The following is a 21,492-nucleotide window of genomic DNA, read 5'->3' as shown; positions in this document are numbered from 1 at the left end:
CTATAGGTTTGTCAGTTCTAAAATTACCAGGGTTGAAAGTTAACCCCTAATAACAAAAAACAGGTGGTATAAGTGCTTTTAAATTTTGTATAATTCAGGAATGCTGCTACTATTCTCACTGCTATGCCCCGGCCATAATAACTACATTTGTTGTATGACAGATATATTAGGACAGGCATTACAGGATTATTACCATCGGCAACAAATTGGGAAGCTGTGGATTCGTAATAAATATGGTCCTAAAGAAGAAATGCCGGTAGAGGTATATTTCAGGGGTGAAGACAGTATGCCCGAGTTAGAACTGGCTGCGCTGGAGCTTTGCCGTGGCAAGGTGCTGGACATAGGCGCTGGAGCGGGCAGTCACGCGTTGTACCTGCAAAAGAAAGGGCTGGATGTGGTGGCATTGGATATTTCTGCCGGAGCTGCTGAGGTAATGCGTGCGCGGGGTGTGCAACAGGTGTTGCAACAGGATGTGTTTACGCTGGAATCGGCTAACTATGATACTTTGTTATTGCTGATGAATGGCATTGGCCTGGCGGGTACCATAGATGGCTTACGCCGTTTTTTACAACATGCTAAAAAGCTTATAGCACCAGGTGGTCAATTATTGTTCGATTCTTCCGATATTGCTTATCTGTATGAAGGGGATATACCTGCTTCGCCATATTATGGAGAAATAGCATATCAATACGAATACCTGAAAGAAAAAACTGACTGGTTTACCTGGTTGTATATAGATAGGGATTTGCTGGAGAAAACAGGAACAGAAGAAGGCTGGAAAGTAGAATTGTTGTTTGAAGACGATTACGACCAGTATATTGCCCGGTTAACATTGTAGCCACAGGCTTAGTTATACTATTTATCAAAAGCGCTTTTTCACCAAATCCTTGGTGGCAATGCGCTTTTTTCGATATTACACAATAGAAACACGATCGCTAAATGAACAAGAAAAGAATCCTTACGGCCTTATCCCTTGTGTGGGTATTAGGCTTGCCCCTAAGGCTTTCCGCACAACATGCCAATGAAGTAACTGGTTTAATCAAACGAATTTTACCCAAACAGGCTGCTTCTTTTATTGTAGAGCCACTACCTGACGTTGCCGAGAAAGATGCTTTTGAAATAGAGAGCAGGCAGGGCAAAATTGTATTACGTGGTAACAATGGAGTATCGCAAGCTTCTGCCTTGTATTATTATCTTACAGAATATTGCCATTGCCAGATTACCTGGAACGGCACGCAGCTAAAGCTACCCACCACTTTACCTGCTATACAGGGTGTGGTGCATCGTACCACGCCTTACGAATACCGGTATTACCTCAACTATTGCACTTTTAATTATAGTATGAGCTGGTGGGACTGGAGCCGTTGGGAAAAAGAAATTGACTGGATGGCATTACACGGCATTAATACACCGCTGGCTATTACCGGTGAAGAATATGTATGGTATGAAGTGTATAAAGAAATGGGTTTTACTGATGAAGACTTGTCGGCCTTCTTCTGCGGCCCTGCTTATTTTGCCTGGTTTTGGATGGGCAACCTGGATGGCTGGGGTGGGCCGTTACCATTATCATGGATGACCAGTCATCGCGATTTACAAAAGAAAATACTACAACGTGAAAGGGCATTAGGAATGAAACCGGTGCTGGCTTCTTTTACCGGTCACGTGCCTGCTTCTTTTCAAAAATATTTCCCCAAGGCAAAGCTGAAAAAAACAAACTGGACAAATGGCTTCGCTGATACCTGGATATTGGATAGTGAAGATCCCATGTTTGCCAAAATAGGTAAAAAGTTTCTGGAAGCACAAACGCGTTTATATGGAACCGATCACTTGTATTCCTCCGATACTTTCAACGAAAACGAACCGCCCACAGACGATACGGCTTACCTGGCTACTTTGTCGGCCCGCATATACGAATCTATGCGTCAGGCTGATACTGCTGCTACCTGGGTGATGCAAGGATGGCTGTTCTATAGCGATCGTAAATTCTGGAAAGCGCCGCAGATAAAAGCGCTGCTGGATGCGGTGCCGGATAATCATATGCTGTTACTGGATCTGGCAACAGAAATAGAGCCGGTTTGGAAACGTACAGAATCGTTCTATGGCAAGCCCTGGATATGGAACATGCTGCACAATTTTGGAGGTAACGTGAGTCTCTTTGGCCGTATTGAAACGGTGGCCCAGCAACCTGCCCTGGCGTTGCAGGATGGTAAGCATGGCAAGTTGCAAGGCATTGGTCTTACCATGGAAGCCATTGAACAAACGCCTGTATTGTATGAGTTGATGACGCAACATATCTGGCAGGACTCGGTGATAGATGTAAACAATTGGCTCAATAAATACATTCGAAACCGTTATGGCAGTTTAAATGCGAATGCGGTAGCTGCATGGCAGGTGATGAAAACCACGGTATACAATGGCCAAAACATTCGCGATGGTGCAGAATCTATTATCACAGGCCGCCCTACATTCGACTCTGCTACTAAATGGACAAAAACGCGTCTCAACTATAAAGGAGAAGACCTGCTTCCTGCATGGGATAGTATGATAGCAGCTATATCGCAATGTGCCGGCAGTGACGGCTTTCAGTACGACCTGGTTGATCTTACCCGCCAGGTGCTGGCTAACTATGCACAGCCATTGCAGCACCAGTGGGTTACTGCGTGGAAGGCAAAAGATAAGGCGGCATTTAAAAAATACAGCACCGCTTTTCTGCAATTGATCAGTGATATAGACACGCTGCTGGCTACCCGCAAAGATTTTTTGTTAGGCAAATGGATAGCGGATGCCCGGGCTTGCGGAACTACTGCACAGGAAAAAGCTTTATACGAGCATAATGCCCGCGATTTAATTACGTTGTGGGGAGATGCCAATAGTCCTTTACATGAATATTCCTGTCGTCAGTGGAGTGGGTTACTTAACGATTTTTACAAGCCGCGCTGGCAGCAATACTTTGCATTGCTGGATAGCGCCTTGCAAAAGGGCGACACGGTAAACCAGGAAGCTTTTGAGCAGCGGATACAACAGTGGGAGTGGAAATGGGTGAACACACAGAAAAGCTTTCCTGTAACCACTAAAGGGCAGAGTGTTGCACAGGCCCAAAGGTTATACAATAAATACCGTAAGGTGTTAAAAGAGGTATACATGTCATCACTTTAACTGCTTACACATGTCAAATACAAATACCCCCCATCAGCCCGCCCGGCTTCTTTCACTGGATGCCTTGCGGGGCTTTGATATGTTCTGGATCATCAGCGGTGAGCATATTGTTCATGCGCTTGCAAAAACAACTAAGCATCCATTCTGGCTGTGGCTATCCAGTCAGTTGCATCATGTGGTTTGGAACGGCTTTACGTTTTATGATATGATCTTTCCTTTATTCCTGTTTATTGCAGGAGTATCTATGCCTTATTCCATGCAGTCTAAAATGGCCAAGGCCGGAGTTGCTTCCGCTGCTGAACTGCCTTTTGCTGTTAAAAAGAAGCTGGTGCTGTCTATGTTGCGGCGTACCTGTATACTGGTGGTGCTGGGTATGGTAGTGAACGGGCTGCTAAAGTTTGATGGTTACGAAAACACGCGCTTTGCCAGTGTGCTGGGGCGTATAGGTATCGCGTGGTTCTTTGCGGCCCTTATCTATCTTAATACCAGCTTTCGGGCACAGATAATTTGGTTTGCAGGCTTGTTGCTGGGTTACTGGGCTGCTATGATGTGGATACCGGTTCCGGGCTTTGGGGCAGGCGTGTTAACCATGGAAGGTTCTTTTGAATCGTATGTGGATAGGTTGTTGTTGCCGGGCAAACTGCACGATGGCATACACGATCCGGAAGGTGTGTTGTCTACCATTCCTGCTATAGGCACTGCGTTGTTAGGTATGTTCACTGGCCGGCTGCTACAGCTGCAAAAGATACCTGCCATGCAAAAAGTGTTTTACCTGTTAGGGGCAGCCCTGGTGTTGTTGCTGGCAGGCTGGTGTTGGGGGCTGGTGTTTCCTATTAACAAAAGGTTATGGACAAGCTCTTTTGTATTGTACACCGGTGGCTGGAGTGTGTTGTTCTTATCTGTTTTTTACCTGGTAATAGATGTATGGGGTTTTACTAAATGGGCTTTCCCTTTTGTGTTGATAGGAACTAACTCTATTATTATATATCTCTGTGCCGAAGGGTTGGTAAATTTTCATACCACGGCCGACTTCCTTTTTGAAGGCCTTATTAATTATACACCCGATGCATGGCAGCCGGTTTATACTGCCCTATCGGTAACTGTTGTGCAGTTATTGCTATTGTATTTCTTATACCGCAATAAAATATTTTTAAAAGTGTAAATGATAATTAGCTGAGATAAATCGCAACAATGAATTAAAAATATTTTTAACAAATTGTTTTGGCATTTGAAAAAATAGTCACAGCTTTGCATCAACAAAAAAGAATAAAAGTGTTACGCATAAAACTACATATCATCAAAACAAATAGCTTCCGTCCTGTGGGATCGGCTGTTTGCGGGGCATGTAGCGCGTTTAATTAGGTTAATAAAAACTGATTATACAAGAAGCCCCGCAAACAATGCGGGGTTTTTTATTGCTATCATTTGTTGCAGATACAAAACATATTATCCGCTAAAGCTCAAAGCAAACACAGTGTTGAATGGCAATTCAACAGCGCTGTGTTACAGGCGATGTATTGCTTTGGAACATCCATACTACCGCGGTGTAAACCGTTTTATCATTAGTGATTATTGATAAAAATGTTGCACCCGGTTAGTCAAAAGCTTACCGGGTTTTTTATTGTTAAGCAATGCTATTATATCATTACTCAGCAAACGTGCTGCTGAGTAAAAAAGCTTTCTCATGCAGAAAGAAAAACAGGCATTCCTGTTACTGGTAAAACTATGCCCGGGTTTCAACTATAGCCCGGCAGTGCATGGGTAGTAACCACATGTATGCTGTTACAGTAATGGATTGCCTGACACTCAACGCTGGTGTGCGTTTTAGAGGTTCGATTCCTCTCATGAACTGGCTGTTCGTGGAGCTCATATTGGAAAGAGCAAGTGTGTATCGTTAAGATTGAAAACCTTAACAACCCCATCACTGAAAACGATGGCTCATTCTAATTCAGTTGTAAAATGCTGAACAATGCGCAGTGGCATCACTGCGAAAAAAAGATGCAAATAAAGCCAGGGTTGTTATACCCACAGCCGGCAATCTTTGGGGGAAGGGCGTTGGTCTGAGGTGGAATAACACTTTGCATGTATTGTAACAGGTAAGACGATCGCTGGATAGTGCAATGTATAGGATGCTGTCTTGCAAAAGACTGCTATCATGCAGGAATTATACAGTATAACCTTGCAAATACAATACATCCGTATTGTTCAACCGGGTAAACGGCTCTGGCTTTTATTAAATGAATCTTTAAAAAACAACTTATATGAAAAGGGTAAAAATCGAAGCCCTGGAAGTAGCACTGGTATTCAGGAATGGAGTTTACCAGAAAATGTTAACCGAGGGCACTTATTGGATTACATGGTCACAGACCATAAAAATGTATGATATCACAAAGCCGTTTTATCCGTCATGCGAATTAAACGTGCTTCTGCAGGATAATATATTAAAAGAAGCATTGCAGGTAGTAGAAGTGAAAAGTACTGAATTGGTACTGCGCTACGAGAACGGATTACTAAAAGAAGTGCTTACCGCAGGCCGTTACACTTATTGGAAAAACAGCCCGATAGTGTACGACTTTGTTAAAGCAGATATCAGTAAGCCGGAAATCACCGAGCCTATTGGCGAGGATGCTTTTACCAGCGCTTTACTGGCTCCTTTCATCAAAAACGTGCTAGTAGAAAGCTACGAAAAGGCGCTTTTGTTTGTAAACGAGCAGTATATACAACAGCTGGCAAGTGGTGTGTATTACTGGTGGAAAGGGTTTAAGCCTATTCAGGTAAAAAAGGTGGATACCAGGCAGCAACAACTGGAAATAAACGGCCAGGAAATTTTAACCCGTGATAAAGCAGCGCTGCGTGTCAATGCCCATGCCACCTACCTGGTAAATAACGTAGAAACTGCGTTGCTGCATAACAAAGATTATGAGCGCCAGTTATACCTGGCCTTTCAATTGGCATTGCGTGAATACATCGGAACCCTTTCTCTGGACGAGTTACTGGAAAGAAAGGATATGATGAGTGCTACTGTTATAAAGGCCGTTGCTGCAACTACCGATACGCTGGGTGTAACTGTAACCAGTTTTGGTATGCGGGATGTGATATTGCCGGGCGATGTAAGGGATATTATGAACCAGGTGCTGGTTGCTGAGAAAAAGGCACAAGCCAACACTATTATGCGGCGCGAAGAAACTGCCAGCACCCGTAGCTTACTGAATACTGCAAAGCTGATGGAAGAAAACGGGATGCTGTTTAAGTTAAAAGAAATGGAGTACGTAGAAAAGATTGCAGATAAAATTAACACTATCAGCCTTAGCGGCAACGGTGTGTTAATTGATCAGCTGCGCCAGATTTTTGTGACCCAAAAATAGACCCTTAAAACAAACAGGCTATTTCTATAGCCTGTTTCAAAACAACTTGTTTTAAAAATAAAAACTACCACTATGCGTGCTTTGGTAATGAAATAGCGAAGGATAGACATACAATAGAAAATCTATCCATTATTCTGTTTCAATAAATATTATATGAACAATTTATACGAAGGCGAAAATATTAATATAGACAAGCTTTTTGATAACTACTTCCTGGAGGTAAACACACTGTACTGGTTTTGCTTTAAGCAATTACCCAGTGTAGACTGTATTAACAGTGTAAATGGAGAAAAGCTATACGATGCCTTTTGCGAAAAATTTAAAGACCTCATAAGATCTACACATAAATACAGATGGTACAAGCCTAAACGTAAAGCGTTTGAATTTGATAAAACGGTGGTAATACTCGCCAACAATTGTATCATAGAATTTGAAGAAAGCTATTGTGAAATTTTACACAATGGCACTCAAAGTGAATTTGTGATGCAGGTGGCAGCTTTATCTCATCAGTTTAAAGAACGCGAAAAACGCGAGCCGCTGGAAATTAACCTCATTGTAACAGGCAATTCCGGTTTAAGCTTACAGTCGATGGAGATAAAGCGTACAAAACTGAATATTGATCTTTTCTATGAAGACGATTTTAAACAGGTAGATGAGTTAATCCGTACCCGTTTAAACAAAAAGAACGATAAAGGAATTGTACTGCTGCATGGTTTGCCGGGTACCGGTAAAACCACCTATCTCCGTTATCTCATCTGTAAATTAAAGAAGCGTGTACTGTTTCTGTCGCCCAATGTGGCAGGTAATTTAATGAACCCCGAATTTATCGATCTGCTCATTAAAAATCCTAATACGGTAGTGGTGATTGAAGATGCCGAAAACATCATCATGGACAGAAGAAGTAACAGCAGTTCGGCCGTTTCTAACCTATTAAACATTTCCGATGGGCTACTGGCCGATTTTCTGAACGTGCAATTGATATGCACATTCAATAGCGCCTTAACCCTGGTAGATAGTGCCTTGCTCAGAAAAGGAAGGCTGATTGCGCGATACGAATTTGGCAAACTAAGTACAGCTAAAGCCCAGCAGTTAAGTAATCATCTGGGTTTTAACAAGGTAATAGACCAGCCTATGACCCTCGCCGAAATCAGCAACCAGAACGAGGTAGAATTCGACAACAAGCAGGTGCAGGTAATTGGTTTTAGAAACCATACTTCCCAACAATCTGCTTAATACATTTTTCACCATTCTAAAACATTGCAAAATGAAAGTCTATAACATATTCCTCCTAATGGCACAAAACACACTACGGGATAGTGTATTGATGAAACGGTATCAAAAGGTGAAACATGCACAACGAATTTTTGCAGGCTATAGATCTGCAATGTTTTAGAATGCGTACTGAACGTCAAAAGAATCGCATTAAGCGAAAAGATTTTGAAAAGAAACTATTGGCGTTGAGGAGGGCAGAAGATGCTTTGTATGAACAGCAAAATAACCTGGGATGGATGGAACTACGTCCACCGGTAATGCGTGGGTACAAAAGGTCTTTTGTATTAAGGGAAGATGTGGCAAGAAGTAAAGATGCTGCGTTTTATGAACGTATACTTCAAATGGTGAATACTACTGTATATCACCATGACAAAAGCTTCTTTCAAAAAAAGAAAAAGAAAGGACGCTATAAATGGGGGCCGGTAGAACAGCATGTTCATTCGCTTTCAGAACATGATATTAAAAGATGGAAGCTTACTCCAAAAGAGAGGAACCAGTTTTACCAGGCACAGGTAGTAGACAGGAATGGCACTTTTCAATATTATAAGTATGTACTGAAAGAAAAGTGGCGTTTTGTTTTACGTATACGTCCTCATATGATTACCCGAACGCGCATCAGGGACGAAGTGATAGAGCAGCGGTTGCAGGAGATTGATGAAATATTTACGCAAAGAAACTGGGATAAGAAGCTCATGAAAATTCAATATGGTTGCAACACAAGACGTTGCATCTATGATTTTTAACAGATTACGTATAAAAAAATACCTCTTCTCCAAATGCTGGAACAACTGAAAGAAGAGGAATACTAGTGGTACAATGGCAAGGTTAAATTTAAAAGCAAAGGAGATACGGGCATTAGGCTACGAAGAAGGCCCGGTGGTAAGTATCGCCATGCAGGTAATGGAAAAGCATTACAAACATTATACTAAAGAAGCGGCACTGGATATATTAAAAAACATTCTTTCAGCTCCCAACACATTTGCTAATAATGATGTGTTGTGTAAAATAGCAAATGAGCTGATGGAAGAGGTGCCGGAAGAAAAATCACAAATAGAGCTGCCTGAAAATGGGCTGCACTATAATGTGTTTGGCGCTGATTTTATAGAAGAAGCTGCTATCCGGCAAATGAATGGCGCGGCCCGGCTGCCTGTAACGGTAGCGGGGGCTTTAATGCCCGATGCACATGCGGGGTATGGCTTACCTATTGGCGGAGTGCTGGCAACAGACAATGCGGTTATTCCCTATGCGGTAGGCGTGGATATTGGCTGCCGCATGTGTTTAAGCATTTACGATATTGATGTGAGAGACTTAACCAGGAAAGAACCCTTTCTGGTGCAGGCCTTGCGAAAAAGCACTTTGTTTGGTACCGGTCGTGAATTTGAACAGGGTACTGAGCATGAAGTGCTGGATAGTCCTTTGTTTAACGATCTGCATATATTAACGCAATTGCAGGCGAAAGCAGCCAGGCAGTTAGGTAGCTCTGGTTCTGGTAATCACTTTGTTGAATTTGGCGAAGTGGTGATTGAAGAAGCCGATGCCGTACTACAGGTGCCGGCAGGTAAATACCTGGGCATACTATCTCACTCAGGTTCCCGTGGTTTGGGAGCAACCGTTGCTAACCATTATACACAAGTAGCCAGGCAAAAACGGCTACTGCCTTCCGCAGCACAAAATCTTTCGTGGTTATCGTTGGATGAACAGGAAGGGATAGAATACTGGCTGGCTATGAACCTGGCGGGTGATTATGCCAAGGCCTGCCACGATGTTATACACCAAAAACTATCAAAACAACTTGGACGAAAGCCGTTGCGTATTGTTGAAAACCACCACAATTTTGCCTGGAAAGAGATACATGAAGGGCGGGAAGTAATAGTGCACCGTAAAGGGGCTACACCAGCTGGTAAAGATGTGCTGGGTATTATTCCCGGTTCTATGACTGCACCAGGCTACATTGTAAAAGGCAAGGGTGAACCTGCTTCTATAGCATCTGCATCGCATGGTGCGGGACGCAAATTCAGCCGCTCGCATGCTGCCACTTCCACCACACATAGCGCCTTGCAGGCCGAGTTGCGAAAGCATCATGTAACCCTGCTGAGCGGCGGATTGGATGAAGCGCCTTTTGCTTATAAGGATATTGACGCAGTGATGGCTGCACAAAAACAGTTAGTAAATACCATTGGCAAGTTCTATCCACGCATTGTAAAAATGGACGGAGCGGGAGCTGCTAATTGGAAGCCTACCCGGAAAACACCAGAAGAAGGGGAGTAACTACCTCATCAGTAACAAGAGCAATTAGCCACATCGGGCTGGTTGCTCTTTTACATTCAGGGCATAGAAGCGTGCCTGTATGCTTAATCTACCAGTAGCTTTCTAAAATCAGTAGAATCTCCATTAAACACATTGAAGTCTACACGGGTGCGAATGCCGTTCACCAGCCCTGTTTCGTTGTGTTGCCAGAAAAGCCAGTCGCGGGCAATACGTGGGCGTTGAGGTTGCATATAATGGGCTACCCATAATGGGTAATCGTCAAATTCCTTCCCCATATAATTCTGGTAAAAATTCACATAGGTATATATAATAGGGGTTACGCCATAAGCGTCTTCCACCATTTTCAGCCATATTTTCGCTTCGCGCCGCATCACTTCTGCCTTTACGCCATATAGCTGCTCAATATCCAGTACAGGAGGTAAGTCGCCAGGCAGCAGTTTTACCGTGCTGATAAAATGTTCGGCCTGGCCTTTCCCGCTTTTGGTGGGCAGAAAAAAGTGATAAGCGCCCCGGGGCATACGCGCTTCACGTGCGTTTTGCCAGTTGCGGTTAAACTGGCGGTCGGTGTTCCACAAACCTTCTGTGGCTTTAATAAAGGCAAATCCCACGCGAACATCCCGCACGCGCATCTGCTTCACATCGTGCCATTTAATATTGCCCTGGTATTTACTTACGTCAATACCATGCATATCATACCCTTTAGGAATGTCAATCCCAAAATTGGCATAATGTTCGAATCCTTGTTCGCTGGTCCATAAATCAATTAACCACCAGGCAATGCAGGATAGGGTTGCGGCAGCCAAAAAAGCAGTTATAAAGCGTCCTCCTTTGCGTGATTTTTCCGGGGTCTTGTTTTTTGCCATATTTTTACAAACATATCATGCCTTACTTTAATTTCAACGATAGCGTTAACCTTCTAACTAAACTTACGCCCAGGCGCCTATGGAATGCCGCAAAGGTGTTTAGCAGTTACCAAGTAAGTAAACTAACTGGTAAGCCGGTTCAGTGGGGCTATCCCGTATCCATTTCTTTCGAGCCAACTACTTCCTGCAACCTGCGTTGCCCGGAGTGTCCCAGCGGACTGCGTGAATTTACGCGTCCTACCGGCATGTTAAAAAAAGACTTTTTCAGGGAAACTATTGACGATGTGTATAAAGAATTGCTATACCTGATCTTCTACTTTCAGGGCGAGCCGTTCTTAAACCCCGATTTCCTGGAAATGGTAAAATATGCCCATGATAAAGGGATTTATACCGCCACTTCCACGAATGCACACTATCTTAACGACGAAAAAGCGCGGAAAACGGTAGAAAGCGGGCTGGACAGGTTAATTATTTCCATCGACGGAACTACGCAGGATGTGTATCAGTCGTACCGGGTAGGTGGCAAGCTGGAAAAAGTACTGGAAGGTGCCCGTAATATTGTGAAGTGGAAAAAAGAACTCAACAGCAAAACGCCTTTTGTGTTTTTCCAGTTCCTGGTGGTAAAGCCTAACGAGCATCAGGTAGAAGATGTGAAAAAGCTGGCCAGGGAAATAGGAGTAGACCAGGTACGTTTTAAAACGGCACAGGTGTACGACTACGAAAACGACCCCAATCAGTTAATACCCTCACTAGATAAATACAGCCGGTATAAGAAAGATAAAGACGGCAACATGACTATCAAAAGCGGCCTTAGCAACCATTGTTGGAAGCTTTGGCATGCCAACGTGATTACATGGGATGGTTTGGTTGTTCCCTGTTGTTTTGATAAAGATGCCATGCATCAGCTGGGCAATATCAAAATGCAGTCTTTTAAGCAAGTGTGGAACAACGATAACTATCGCCAGTTCAGGAAAGAGTTGATGACCAGCAGAAAAAATATAGATATCTGCGCCAACTGCAGCGAAGGGCTTAAAGTGTGGGAGGAATAAAGCAACTAACTTTATTATATTGTTCGTTTAAAACCGAAACAGTACCTTTTATGAACATAAACAGTGCCATTCAGCAACCCCGCTTTCGAAATGAGTACCAAAGAGTAATGGTAAACATTCTCTACTCTTCGGGATGGATAACGGATAACCAGAAAAAATTTCTGGAGCCGGAAGATATTACCCCGCAGCAATATAACATTCTGCGGATATTACGTGGTAGTCCCAAGCCGTTAAGCACGCTGCAGATAAGAGAGCGCATGCTGGACAAAATGAGTGATACCAGCCGTATTGTAGACAGGTTACTGGCCAAGGGGCTGGTAAGTAAAAGTAAGTGTACTACCGACAAGCGTCTGGTAGATATTCTTATCAATGAAAAAGGCTTGGAGTTACTGGAGCGACTCGATTCCAGGAATCACGAGCTGGATCATATGGTAGCATCCTCGCTTTCCGAAGAAGAGGCCATGGAACTTAACACCTTATTAGATAAAATGCGTTCCGGAGTTAGCGTTTAGCCCCTCATTCCGGCTATCTTCGCCGTATGAAGTGTAAGTGTCTTTTCGCATGTTTGTTGCTAGCCATTTGCCAGGTTTCCGGTGTAGCACAATATTCTCCCAAATACGAGTTCAGAGGTGTATGGATTGCCACTGTTGAAAATATTGATTGGCCCAGTAGAAAAGGCCTGTCGGTAGAACAACAAAAGGCAGAGTTTATACGCATTTTAGATTTGCATCAGCGTAATGGAATGAACGCGATTGTTATGCAGGTTCGTCCCGCCGCTGATGCATTTTATCCTTCCGATTACGAGCCCTGGAGCGAATACCTTAGCGGCCATCAGGGGCAGGCGCCTTCGCCTTTTTACGATCCACTGGCTTTTATGATTGAAGAAACCCACCAGCGTGGCATGGAGTTTCATGCCTGGTTAAACCCCTACAGGGCGGTGTTTCATTTGGGTAAATCATCGGTAGCCCCCGATCATATCACCCGCCAGCATCCCGACTGGTTTATCAACTACGGTACTGTAAAATACTTCGACCCCGGACGCCCGGAAGTAATTGATCACGTAGAAAAAATTGTACGTGACCTGGTGGAGCGTTACGAGGTAGATGGCGTGCATATGGATGATTATTTTTATCCTTATCCTATCGATGGCAAAGAGTTTCCCGATAATGCTTCTTATAAAAAAAATAACCCTGCCGGCTTAAATAAAGCAGATTGGCGCAGAAGCAATTGTGATAGCATTATTGTGCGTTTGCACCGGACTATCCAGGAGGTGAACCCCGAAATAAAATTCGGCATCAGTCCCTTTGGTGTATGGCGGAATAAAAGCAAAGACCCCGAAGGCAGCGATACCCGCGCGGGCCTGAGTAACTACGACGAGCTGTATGCAGATATATTATTATGGCTGAAAAAAGGCTGGATCGATTATGTTACCCCGCAGCTTTACTGGGAAATTGATCATAAATTATGCGATTACGAAACCCTGCTCGATTGGTGGAGCCAGCATACCTATGGCCGTCACCTGTATATCGGGCATGGTATTTACCGGGCCGGCACCAATGCCGCATGGCGTGATAAACACCAGATTCCCGACCAGATAGACCTGCTGCGTCAATATGATAATGTACAGGGCAGTATCTTCTTTAGCAGCAAAACTTTTGAAAGTAATGCCAATGGGTGGAACGACAGTTTACGCACCCGGTATTACCGTTTCCCGGCTATTATTCCTCCTATGAAATGGTTAGACAGCATTCCGCCGGGCAGAGTGGATATTGTCAACTACCGGGAAAGTGAGCCTAAGTTTGCCAATAACCCCTTTATCCAGATTGATGCACAACTGTCTGATACTTCGGAATCTATCAAAAGCCTTGTGGTGTATTTCAGTAATACGCCCGAGGTATTGGGTAAGCAACCCCGTATGATGGTGAATAACATCAAATTTGACAAAACCAGTTTTAACATTTTTGCAAACGACATCCCTTACGACTGGAAAAACTGCTACATCGCTATATCCTGCATCGACTGGAACAATAACGAAAGCGCTTTAAGCAACATGGTACAGGTGATAAAAACCAACAAGGGGTGGGTAATTCCTAAATAATAATACCTTTGTTTCCCTGAAATTTTAAAATTTTTCAACTTATATACTATGCCTGGATACGAATTATTTGGCGCAGAAGAAAGAAAAGAAGTAAATGATGTACTGGAAACCGGTATCATCATGCGTTACGGCTTCGATGGTCCCCGCAAAGGCCATTGGAAAGCAAAAGAGCTGGAAGCCGCTATCTGCGAAACTTTTGGTAGTAAATATGCGCAGCTTACCTCCAGCGGCACCACTGCATTAAGCACTGCAATGGCTACCCTGGGCATTGGCTATGGCGATGAAATTATCATGCCTTCTTTCACTTTTGTGGCCAGTTTTGAGGCGGTATTAAGTGTAGGTGCGGTACCTGTGCTGGTAGACATTGACGAATCACTTACCCTTAATCCGGAAGCAGTTCGCAAAGCCATTACCCCAAAAACCAAGTGCGTAATGCCCGTGCATATGTGCGGCAGCATGGCCTGGATAGACGAATTAAAACAAATATGCGACGAGCATAAACTGATATTGCTGGAAGATGCCTGCCAAAGCATTGGCGCTACCTACAAAGGTAAATCGGTAGGTACCATTGGCCACGCCGGTACCTTCTCATTCGATTTTGTAAAAACCATTACCTGCGGTGAAGGTGGTGTTATTATGACCAACAGTGAAGATCTGTACACCAAGTGTGACGGCTACACCGATCATGGTCACGATCACCTGGGTGTAGATCGTGGTGCTGACCTGCATCCTTTTATCGGTTATAACTATCGCATCAGCGAACTACATGCTGCGGTAGGTTTGGCCCAGATAAGGAAAGTAGGCAGCTTTCTGGAAACGCAGAAAAAGAACTACAAGCTGTTAAGAAGCTATCTGGAAACTGTGCCTGAAATCACTTACCGTGTTATTCCTGATCCTGCTGGCGACAGTTGTGGACAACTCAGCTGGTTTCTGCCTACAGAAGATATTGCAAGGGCAGTAGTAGCTGAAATGAAAGCGCAGGGCATTTTACCTGGCAACTTCTATTGGTTTGATAACAACTGGCATTATGTGCGCAAATGGGATCACCTGAAACAAGTGAAATCATTACAATCATTGAGCCCGCTGCAAACAGCCGCTTTGCAGAAACTGCAAACACAGGATTTTTCTGCCAGCGATGCTATTATCAGCCGTTGCATTTCTACCAGCATCAGCCTGGTATGGACAGAAGAGCAGATTAAAGAAAAAGGTGAGAAGATGGTAGCTGCTATTCAAAAAGTATTGAAAGCGCAACAGGTTTCTGCCTAATATTATATTTCAACAGAAGAAAGGGCTGTATCATCAATTTGATACGGCCCTTTTTTATTTACCTGACCTGTCGCTTGTTCCAGTATAGATATATGTTTTTCGCTTTTGCATAAAAAAATGATCTCCCTGTAAACACTTCCGTACATCTGCTGTTGCTTATAGCAACCAATTGCAAGCTGCTGTATGAATGATGTTCTGGTGGAATTACGTAAAATTCCTTTTGGCCGTATTCTCCTGGCCTTTATGGCTGGTATTGTTTTTCAATTTTATATCAAGGCTTCTTTGTTGGTGCTATTGCCGGTGGCGGCAGTGGTTGCGATATGCCTGGTGGTTTGTTTGCTACTGCCTGCGCAATATCGTTATGCTATAAGGTGGCTGCAGGGAGGAGGAATATTGCTGGCTATTGCTATCGCTGGGTGTGTGGTAGTATGGGGCCAAAACATACAGCAACAGCGCAACTGGTTTGGGGTGCGGTATCAGCCCGGGGCTTTGTTGCTGGCTATGGTGAACGAACCGCCTGTAAGCAAACCTAATTCCCTCAAAGCGGTTGCGGTGGTGAATAGCATTGCTAGTGATAGCGTTTGGCAACCGGCTACGGGCAAAATAATACTATATTTTAAAAAGGATAGCACTGCTACGGTACCGGCCTATGGCACTATCATACTGATACATAAAACCCTGCAACCTATTATGGGCATGGGCAATCCCGGAGGCTTCAATTATGCACGTTATTGTAGCATGCAGCAGTTGTATCACCAGGTGTACCTGCAGCCTGAGGATTATACTGTCATTAGCAACATGGGTGGAAGCAGGTGGTGGAAGTGGTTGTATACATTGCGAACATCAGCTTTGGCCATTATCCATCGTTATATTCCAGATACCCAGGTGGCGGGCATTGCCGCAGCTTTATTGATGGGTTATCGCGATGAACTGGATAAGGGCCTGATGCAGGCTTACGCCGACACGGGCGTGGTGCATATTATTGCTATCAGTGGCATGCACCTGGCTATGATTTATGGCATGTTGGTAATGGTGCTGGCAAAAGCTGGTAATAATGGTTATCTGCGTTGGGCAAAGCCGTTGCTGGCATTAAGTGTACTCTGGTTGTTCACCTTGCTTTCAGGAGCGGCTCCTTCTATTGTGCGCAGTGCAATTATGTTCACCTGTATTATCCTGGGCGAAGCCATTGGCAAAAAGCACCGAAATATCAACAACCTGGCGGCGTCGGCTTTTTGCTTGCTGGTATATGATCCATTGTATTTATGGGATGCAGGCTTCCAGTTGTCTTATGCTGCGGTAGCGGGTATTATGTTGTTTTACAGGCCGCTGTATCATTACATCCAAACACAAAACCGGTTACTGGATTATATCTGGCAGCTTACAGCCGTTACCTTATCGGCCCAGGTATTCACTTTGCCGGTTATCCTGTACTACTTCCATCAGTTTCCGGTATACTTTGTTATTACTAATATGATAGTCGTTCCATTATCGGGCATCATCTTATATGCCGAAATCTTTTTAATTATTACAGCGTGGTGTACACCGCTGGCAACACTTTGTGGCGCATTTATTACTACCTGTATGATTGCAATGAATGCTTTTATACAACACATGCAACAGTTGCCTTGTGCATTGATCAGTAGCATTGCTTTTACAGGATGGCAGGCGGCCTTGCTGGTGGGCATTATCGTATGTGCAAGTTTCGGCTGCTGGCAAAGAAGTGCCAGGGCGTGGCTGGCGGCGGCAGTATTGTCTTCCATCATGGCTTTGATATACGCAATAGATATTATACATACCAGGCAGCAGCAAAAACTGGTGGTGTACAATATTCCGCATATGAGTGCTGTAGAGCTGGTTTGTGGTAACACAGGCTACTGGGCGGGCGATAGCACTTTGCATACAAACTCTGCTGTGTGCAATCAGTATATAAAACCAACGCATATGTTGTGGCATGTTCAGCAAAACTGCCAGGTGGCCGCGTTACAGCCGGTTGCCTTGTTCACTTATGCCGGTAAAAAAATAGCCCTGGCCAACCATAAGATTACCGCACCTGCCGGTAACAGCCCGGTGAATGTGGATATTTTGATAATTGGCGGAACGGCGGGATACGATGTAAAGCAACTGGCAGCTATTTTTCGTGCGAAACAGGTGGTATTTGACAGTAGTAACCCCGTGTGGAAAATAGAAAAATGGAAAAAAGATTGCGACAGCCTACATTTGCGCTTTCATTCCGTGCCCCGCGACGGGGCCTTTGTAATGGAACTTTAAACACATCGTATCATGCAAAAGAAGATCCAGTCTGCTTTAATCTCTGTTTTTTATAAGGATGGCCTTGAGCCGGTAGTAAAAGAGTTACACCGTTTGGGCATTACCATTTACACCACTGGCGGAACTCAGAAATTTATTGAAGACCTCGGAATTCCCTGTGTGGCTGTTGAAAGCCTTACCACGTATCCCTCTATCCTGGGCGGAAGGGTAAAAACCCTGCACCCGGCTGTGTTTGGTGGTATCCTGGGCCGTAGGTATGAAGAGCAGGATCTGGCTGAAATGAAGCAGTATAACATTCCTGAAATTGACCTGGTAATTGTTGACCTGTATCCTTTCGAAGAAACCCTGCGCAATACCAGCGAAGAGAAACTGATCATTGAAAAAATTGATATAGGCGGTCCGTCTATGATTCGCGCTGCTGCCAAAAACTTTAAAGACCTGGTGGTAATTGCGGCTAAAGACGACTACGCTTCCCTGGAAGAGAAGCTGAGAACACAGGAAGGCACTACTACCATCGAACAGCGTAAGGCATTTGCGGCCAAAGCGTTTGAAGTAGTAATGAACTACGATATTGCTATCAGCAACTACTTTAACCCAGGCGCTACGGTTCACTCTAACAGCGCTAATAATGGCAAGCAAGTACTGCGTTATGGCGAAAACCCACACCAGCAGGCTACTTTCTATGGCGATCTTTCTCAACTGTTTGCTCAACTGAACGGTAAAGAATTATCCTATAACAACCTGGTAGATGTAGATGCTGCCGTGCAGCTGATTGGTGAATTTCCGGGTTCAGAAACCGTGTTTGCTATTATCAAGCACACCAACGTTTGTGGTGTTTCGTCACGCAAAACAGTAAAAGAAGCCTGGGATGCTGCCCATGCTGGTGATACTGAAAGCGCTTTCGGCGGTGTACTGGTTACTAACGGTACTGTTGACAAAGCTACAGCTGACGCTATCAACGAAATTTTCTTTGAAGTATTAATCGCTCCTGCTTTTACAGAAGACGCACTGGCTGTGTTAAAAAGCAAGAAGAACAGAATTTTGCTGGAGCTGAAACAAAACGATAAGGCAAAAGCCAAAACCCAGCACAAAACGTTATTAAACGGCGTGCTGGCCCAGGATAACGACGAAGGCAACTACACCGAGTGGAAAGAAGTAGGTGGCCGTAGCACTAGCGAAGCTGAAAAGCAAGATCTGGAATTTGCCAACCTGATTTGTAAGCACCTGAAAAGCAATGCCATTGCCCTGGTGAAAAACAAGCAACTGGTTGGTAAAGGTTGTGGTCAAACCAGCCGTATCGACTCCCTGCGTCAGGCTATTGAAAAATCTAAACAGTTTCAGTTCGATTTAAATGGCGCTGTATTAGCATCAGACGCATTCTTTCCATTCAACGATTGCGTACAAATAGCACACGAAGCAGGCATTGCAGCCTTCATTCAACCAGGCGGTTCTATCCGTGATAAGGATAGCATTGAGTATACTGTAACCAATAACCTGGCTATGGTAATCACTGGTATGAGACACTTTAAGCACTAATCAGTTTTTATAAGATTCTTGTAGAATAAACGACGAACAAACCGGCGTACTCATGATAAATGGGACGCCGGTTTTGTTAGTAGGTAAATCATTTTCAATGTAATGGGCTTCTACAGTTTCTTTGTTAAGCTCAATAAAAAAGGCGCTCCAATCATTGAAGCGCCTTCTGGTATTATCGATATAAGTTTATTAAGATTTACTTTTGCTAATTGCTTTCACTTCTGACATGAAAGTGTCTGCATCCTTTTTAGAGCGAATTGATATAGATAACGCATCATTTGTAGAGATGGTTACATTAGAAGTGACTGCCGCGCTAAAAGCTTTTGATTGGGCGGATTGTCTCTTAATTTCGTCTATCTTTTTCTGAATTTTGGAATTCATACCTAAATGTACTTATTTTTTAGGTTCTAGCATATAGTATCTGTATAGATCATGCCTTGATCGTTGATAATCAAATAATTATGGTCTTTGCTTAAAATAGGGAGTACCATCTGAATTGCGTTCAATGTCCTCTTCGTTTCGCAATAGTTTCACATACCAGTCCACTCCAATTGTGGTAAAGAACTCATCCATTGTTTTCCGATTAGTTGTAAACATACTATGGTAAAGAGTTGCCCTAAGGTCATCTGAGCCATCCAGGCCGATAAGCATTTCAGGGTATTCTGTTAAGAATGTTAAAGCAAACAAGATGGCTGTAGAGAATACGTAGTCTGGGTTTCTGTGTTTCAACCTTATCATATCATCCACTTGAATCTCACCAATTGGTGGCCCCATTGCCAGATTGTAGACTTTAGGTAATAAAGGTTCAGGATGCGGTGTGATGGCTATACGTATTAATGTTTCATGACCGTTTTTTTGAGGTGAATAGAATTCTCCAATGCTGCTATTAGTATGAAGTCTAACATTTGTCAGCTTATAGGTTTTGTCAAAGTCAATTGCAATCATTGTCTAAGGTTTCAAGTGTTAAACGATCGACTTTAGAATGGCTTGCAATGAATGCTTTGTTTTGAAAACGTTGTCAAAGATGCTCATAATCTTATTTTTTGATTTAAAGAATTATGGCTTCTCATAGAGTAGGATTTTGCAGGTATGTTCTGCGAGATGCGAAGAACGGGAAAAATTATTAATAAGGTTGATATACAGTAATACTATATGCAATTGCATATAGTATTACTGTAGTCATTAGTTTTATATACGAAAGCATATAATTTGTGATAATATAGTGACTCTATTAAAGTGTGTTGTACGAGGGAAGGAAGGCTGACTTTAGCCCATTTCACTTATTAACAAGCCATTTTTAACTTAGCGGGCTCAGCAAATTGTAATGCTTCATCTTCGCTGTAAAAATGGAAGAGGTTTACATTCAGCAATAATGACAAATGCATTAAGTCATCAACCGGTAGTTTCTTCTTGTCATAAATCTTATAAACATACGACTCACATTTTCCAATGGCAGCGGAGACCTGCTCCACACTCAACTTTTTTTCTTTCACATATCCCTTTACAGTTTTACCCATGTGTACAATCATCATTAATGTTTTAAACGATAATAAGTAAATGTATTTCTTAGCAGGCCCGTAATACAGGCATTGTAACCTGTGCAGATTCTGGCTTTTTATGGAGTATATATAAACCTTCTAACACCGCTTTCATATGCTTAGAGAAGAAATATACCTGAGCAGGTTTTTCTTCTACTACTTTGTCCCGCTCACATGCCATTAAGCTGCGTCCATACAGGTTTTCCAGCATCAAAATGGCTTCGTCTATGTCATAAAGAGAAAACAATGCTTCAAATACATCCGCAGGAGTTTGAAAGCCTAACTCCTCCATGATTACTGGTTTGAAACTTCCTTCATTTGATGTGATTTTTTCTTCCATAAGGTATGATTTAGAAAAATAATGTTAGACGTATAAAGTAAAGAAAGAAGGAAGATATTGTCGTCCTACCTGTAGGACATTAGAGAAATTCTTTTTCAACTGTAGGAATGATTCCTATAGTTGAAAAGTACTTCGTCATAGAAGCGGGGGCGGTGCTGTTCAGTAAACTGTACTTTGGCTTTATTCCATGTTAAGATGGTGTTGCTAGGTTTGAAGATGGTGTTTATTTACGCTCGGACTATAAAGGCTAATCGTAGGCTGTTACAGGTTTACCCTCAAACGCCGATAGTGAGTTCCTTGAGGGGATACCTTTTGCCTAATGTTGCATAAGTCTGCCTTCTGCTGCTATAGGTTTATACCTGGAAGGTGCCGGTGAGTGTTTCGCTGGCGTCCTTTCTCTTCCAGTCGTTACCGGCGAATACTTAGCTTGTATAAGTTTGGTCCAAGGCAGTATCGGCGCGTCTTTGGCTGGT

General features: G+C 43.4%; 18 protein-coding genes. 13 read left to right on the top strand and 5 right to left on the bottom strand.

What is annotated here, in order from left to right:
• Nucleotides 1–154: 154 nt before the first annotated feature.
• The 7 genes from FLA_RS25995 to FLA_RS25965 all read left to right on the top strand — a co-directional run bounded on the left by FLA_RS25995 (nt 155) and on the right by FLA_RS25965 (nt 10,061).
• On the top strand, nt 155–838 hold the full coding sequence (locus FLA_RS25995) for a class I SAM-dependent methyltransferase (protein WP_076375833.1): 684 nt from the start codon (nt 155–157) through the stop codon (nt 836–838).
• A gap of 101 nt (nt 839–939) precedes the next feature.
• The gene (locus tag FLA_RS25990; protein WP_076375831.1) at nt 940–3,156 is read left to right on the top strand and encodes an alpha-N-acetylglucosaminidase; all 2,217 of its coding nucleotides are present in this window, start codon (nt 940–942) and stop codon (nt 3,154–3,156) included.
• 10 nt (nt 3,157–3,166) lie between these two features.
• Nucleotides 3,167–4,318, top strand: a complete 1,152-nt coding sequence (locus FLA_RS25985; RefSeq protein ID WP_076375829.1) for an acyltransferase family protein — start codon at nt 3,167–3,169, stop codon at nt 4,316–4,318.
• A gap of 1,099 nt (nt 4,319–5,417) precedes the next feature.
• Nucleotides 5,418–6,521, top strand: coding sequence for a slipin family protein (locus FLA_RS25980; protein ID WP_076375827.1), 1,104 nt, complete (start codon nt 5,418–5,420; stop codon nt 6,519–6,521).
• Between the two features lie 153 nt (nt 6,522–6,674).
• Nucleotides 6,675–7,754, top strand: coding sequence for an AAA family ATPase (locus FLA_RS25975; protein ID WP_076375825.1), 1,080 nt, complete (start codon nt 6,675–6,677; stop codon nt 7,752–7,754).
• Between the two features lie 116 nt (nt 7,755–7,870).
• Nucleotides 7,871–8,536: a hypothetical protein gene (locus FLA_RS25970; RefSeq protein ID WP_076375823.1), complete on the top strand. Its 666-nt coding sequence runs from the start codon at nt 7,871–7,873 to the stop codon at nt 8,534–8,536.
• Nucleotides 8,537–8,609: 73 nt separating this feature from the next.
• Nucleotides 8,610–10,061 carry an RtcB family protein gene (locus FLA_RS25965; RefSeq protein ID WP_076375821.1) on the top strand — a complete coding sequence of 484 codons (1,452 nt, stop codon included), beginning with the start codon at nt 8,610–8,612 and terminating at the stop codon, nt 10,059–10,061.
• A gap of 83 nt (nt 10,062–10,144) precedes the next feature.
• Here the strand turns inward: FLA_RS25965 and FLA_RS25960 are convergent, their stop codons facing one another.
• Complete coding sequence (locus FLA_RS25960) at nt 10,145–10,924, bottom strand: glycoside hydrolase family 25 protein (RefSeq protein WP_076375819.1); 780 nt, start codon at nt 10,922–10,924, stop codon at nt 10,145–10,147.
• A gap of 17 nt (nt 10,925–10,941) precedes the next feature.
• Here FLA_RS25960 and FLA_RS25955 point away from each other — a divergent pair, with 17 nt between their 5' ends.
• From FLA_RS25955 to purH, 6 genes are all read left to right on the top strand, one after another.
• Entirely contained in the window at nt 10,942–11,973 is a 1,032-nt protein-coding gene (locus tag FLA_RS25955) for a radical SAM/SPASM domain-containing protein (RefSeq protein WP_076375817.1), read from the top strand.
• A 50-nt stretch (nt 11,974–12,023) separates the two neighbouring features.
• Nucleotides 12,024–12,485: a MarR family winged helix-turn-helix transcriptional regulator gene (locus tag FLA_RS25950; RefSeq protein ID WP_076375815.1), complete on the top strand. Its 462-nt coding sequence runs from the start codon at nt 12,024–12,026 to the stop codon at nt 12,483–12,485.
• 26 nt (nt 12,486–12,511) lie between these two features.
• Nucleotides 12,512–14,071 carry a glycoside hydrolase family 10 protein gene (locus FLA_RS25945; protein ID WP_076375813.1) on the top strand — a complete coding sequence of 520 codons (1,560 nt, stop codon included), beginning with the start codon at nt 12,512–12,514 and terminating at the stop codon, nt 14,069–14,071.
• A gap of 48 nt (nt 14,072–14,119) precedes the next feature.
• Nucleotides 14,120–15,337, top strand: coding sequence for a DegT/DnrJ/EryC1/StrS family aminotransferase (locus tag FLA_RS25940; RefSeq protein WP_076375811.1), 1,218 nt, complete (start codon nt 14,120–14,122; stop codon nt 15,335–15,337).
• A 183-nt stretch (nt 15,338–15,520) separates the two neighbouring features.
• Nucleotides 15,521–17,605: a ComEC/Rec2 family competence protein gene (locus FLA_RS25935; protein WP_076375809.1), complete on the top strand. Its 2,085-nt coding sequence runs from the start codon at nt 15,521–15,523 to the stop codon at nt 17,603–17,605.
• A 12-nt stretch (nt 17,606–17,617) separates the two neighbouring features.
• Nucleotides 17,618–19,141, top strand: coding sequence for a bifunctional phosphoribosylaminoimidazolecarboxamide formyltransferase/IMP cyclohydrolase (gene purH, locus FLA_RS25930; RefSeq protein ID WP_076375807.1), 1,524 nt, complete (start codon nt 17,618–17,620; stop codon nt 19,139–19,141).
• 189 nt (nt 19,142–19,330) lie between these two features.
• Here purH and FLA_RS31280 read toward each other — a convergent pair whose 3' ends face one another.
• The 4 genes from FLA_RS31280 to FLA_RS25915 all read right to left on the bottom strand — a co-directional run bounded on the left by FLA_RS31280 (nt 19,331) and on the right by FLA_RS25915 (nt 21,019).
• The gene (locus tag FLA_RS31280; RefSeq protein WP_076375805.1) at nt 19,331–19,522 is read right to left on the bottom strand and encodes a hypothetical protein; all 192 of its coding nucleotides are present in this window, start codon (nt 19,520–19,522) and stop codon (nt 19,331–19,333) included.
• Nucleotides 19,523–19,600: 78 nt separating this feature from the next.
• Nucleotides 19,601–20,086: a DUF6934 family protein gene (locus FLA_RS25925; protein ID WP_076375803.1), complete on the bottom strand. Its 486-nt coding sequence runs from the start codon at nt 20,084–20,086 to the stop codon at nt 19,601–19,603.
• 338 nt (nt 20,087–20,424) lie between these two features.
• Nucleotides 20,425–20,673, bottom strand: coding sequence for a helix-turn-helix transcriptional regulator (locus tag FLA_RS25920; RefSeq protein WP_076375801.1), 249 nt, complete (start codon nt 20,671–20,673; stop codon nt 20,425–20,427).
• Between the two features lie 34 nt (nt 20,674–20,707).
• The gene (locus tag FLA_RS25915) at nt 20,708–21,019 is read right to left on the bottom strand and encodes a hypothetical protein (protein WP_096511306.1); all 312 of its coding nucleotides are present in this window, start codon (nt 21,017–21,019) and stop codon (nt 20,708–20,710) included.
• Between the last annotated feature and the right edge of the window lie 473 nt (nt 21,020–21,492).

The sequence above is a fragment of the Filimonas lacunae genome (assembly GCF_002355595.1).
Taxonomy (GTDB): Bacteria; Bacteroidota; Bacteroidia; order Chitinophagales; family Chitinophagaceae; genus Filimonas; species Filimonas lacunae.
The sequence above is the reverse complement of the archived record's forward strand: the minus strand, read 5'-3'. Positions and strand labels throughout refer to the sequence as shown.

What these genes read in the sequence shown, in the direction of transcription:
- FLA_RS25995 (WP_076375833.1), top strand. Translation starts at nt 155, where the DNA reads ATGACAGATATATTAGGACAGGCATTACAGGATTATTACCATCGGCAA.
- FLA_RS25990 (WP_076375831.1), top strand. Translation starts at nt 940, where the DNA reads ATGAACAAGAAAAGAATCCTTACGGCCTTATCCCTTGTGTGGGTATTA.
- FLA_RS25985 (WP_076375829.1), top strand. Translation starts at nt 3,167, where the DNA reads ATGTCAAATACAAATACCCCCCATCAGCCCGCCCGGCTTCTTTCACTG.
- FLA_RS25980 (WP_076375827.1), top strand. Translation starts at nt 5,418, where the DNA reads ATGAAAAGGGTAAAAATCGAAGCCCTGGAAGTAGCACTGGTATTCAGG.
- FLA_RS25975 (WP_076375825.1), top strand. Translation starts at nt 6,675, where the DNA reads ATGAACAATTTATACGAAGGCGAAAATATTAATATAGACAAGCTTTTT.
- FLA_RS25970 (WP_076375823.1), top strand. Translation starts at nt 7,871, where the DNA reads ATGCACAACGAATTTTTGCAGGCTATAGATCTGCAATGTTTTAGAATG.
- FLA_RS25965 (WP_076375821.1), top strand. Translation starts at nt 8,610, where the DNA reads ATGGCAAGGTTAAATTTAAAAGCAAAGGAGATACGGGCATTAGGCTAC.
- FLA_RS25960 (WP_076375819.1), bottom strand. Translation starts at nt 10,924, where the DNA reads ATGGCAAAAAACAAGACCCCGGAAAAATCACGCAAAGGAGGACGCTTT.
- FLA_RS25955 (WP_076375817.1), top strand. Translation starts at nt 10,942, where the DNA reads ATGCCTTACTTTAATTTCAACGATAGCGTTAACCTTCTAACTAAACTT.
- FLA_RS25950 (WP_076375815.1), top strand. Translation starts at nt 12,024, where the DNA reads ATGAACATAAACAGTGCCATTCAGCAACCCCGCTTTCGAAATGAGTAC.
- FLA_RS25945 (WP_076375813.1), top strand. Translation starts at nt 12,512, where the DNA reads ATGAAGTGTAAGTGTCTTTTCGCATGTTTGTTGCTAGCCATTTGCCAG.
- FLA_RS25940 (WP_076375811.1), top strand. Translation starts at nt 14,120, where the DNA reads ATGCCTGGATACGAATTATTTGGCGCAGAAGAAAGAAAAGAAGTAAAT.
- FLA_RS25935 (WP_076375809.1), top strand. Translation starts at nt 15,521, where the DNA reads ATGAATGATGTTCTGGTGGAATTACGTAAAATTCCTTTTGGCCGTATT.
- purH (WP_076375807.1), top strand. Translation starts at nt 17,618, where the DNA reads ATGCAAAAGAAGATCCAGTCTGCTTTAATCTCTGTTTTTTATAAGGAT.
- FLA_RS31280 (WP_076375805.1), bottom strand. Translation starts at nt 19,522, where the DNA reads ATGAATTCCAAAATTCAGAAAAAGATAGACGAAATTAAGAGACAATCC.
- FLA_RS25925 (WP_076375803.1), bottom strand. Translation starts at nt 20,086, where the DNA reads ATGATTGCAATTGACTTTGACAAAACCTATAAGCTGACAAATGTTAGA.
- FLA_RS25920 (WP_076375801.1), bottom strand. Translation starts at nt 20,673, where the DNA reads ATGATGATTGTACACATGGGTAAAACTGTAAAGGGATATGTGAAAGAA.
- FLA_RS25915 (WP_096511306.1), bottom strand. Translation starts at nt 21,019, where the DNA reads ATGGAAGAAAAAATCACATCAAATGAAGGAAGTTTCAAACCAGTAATC.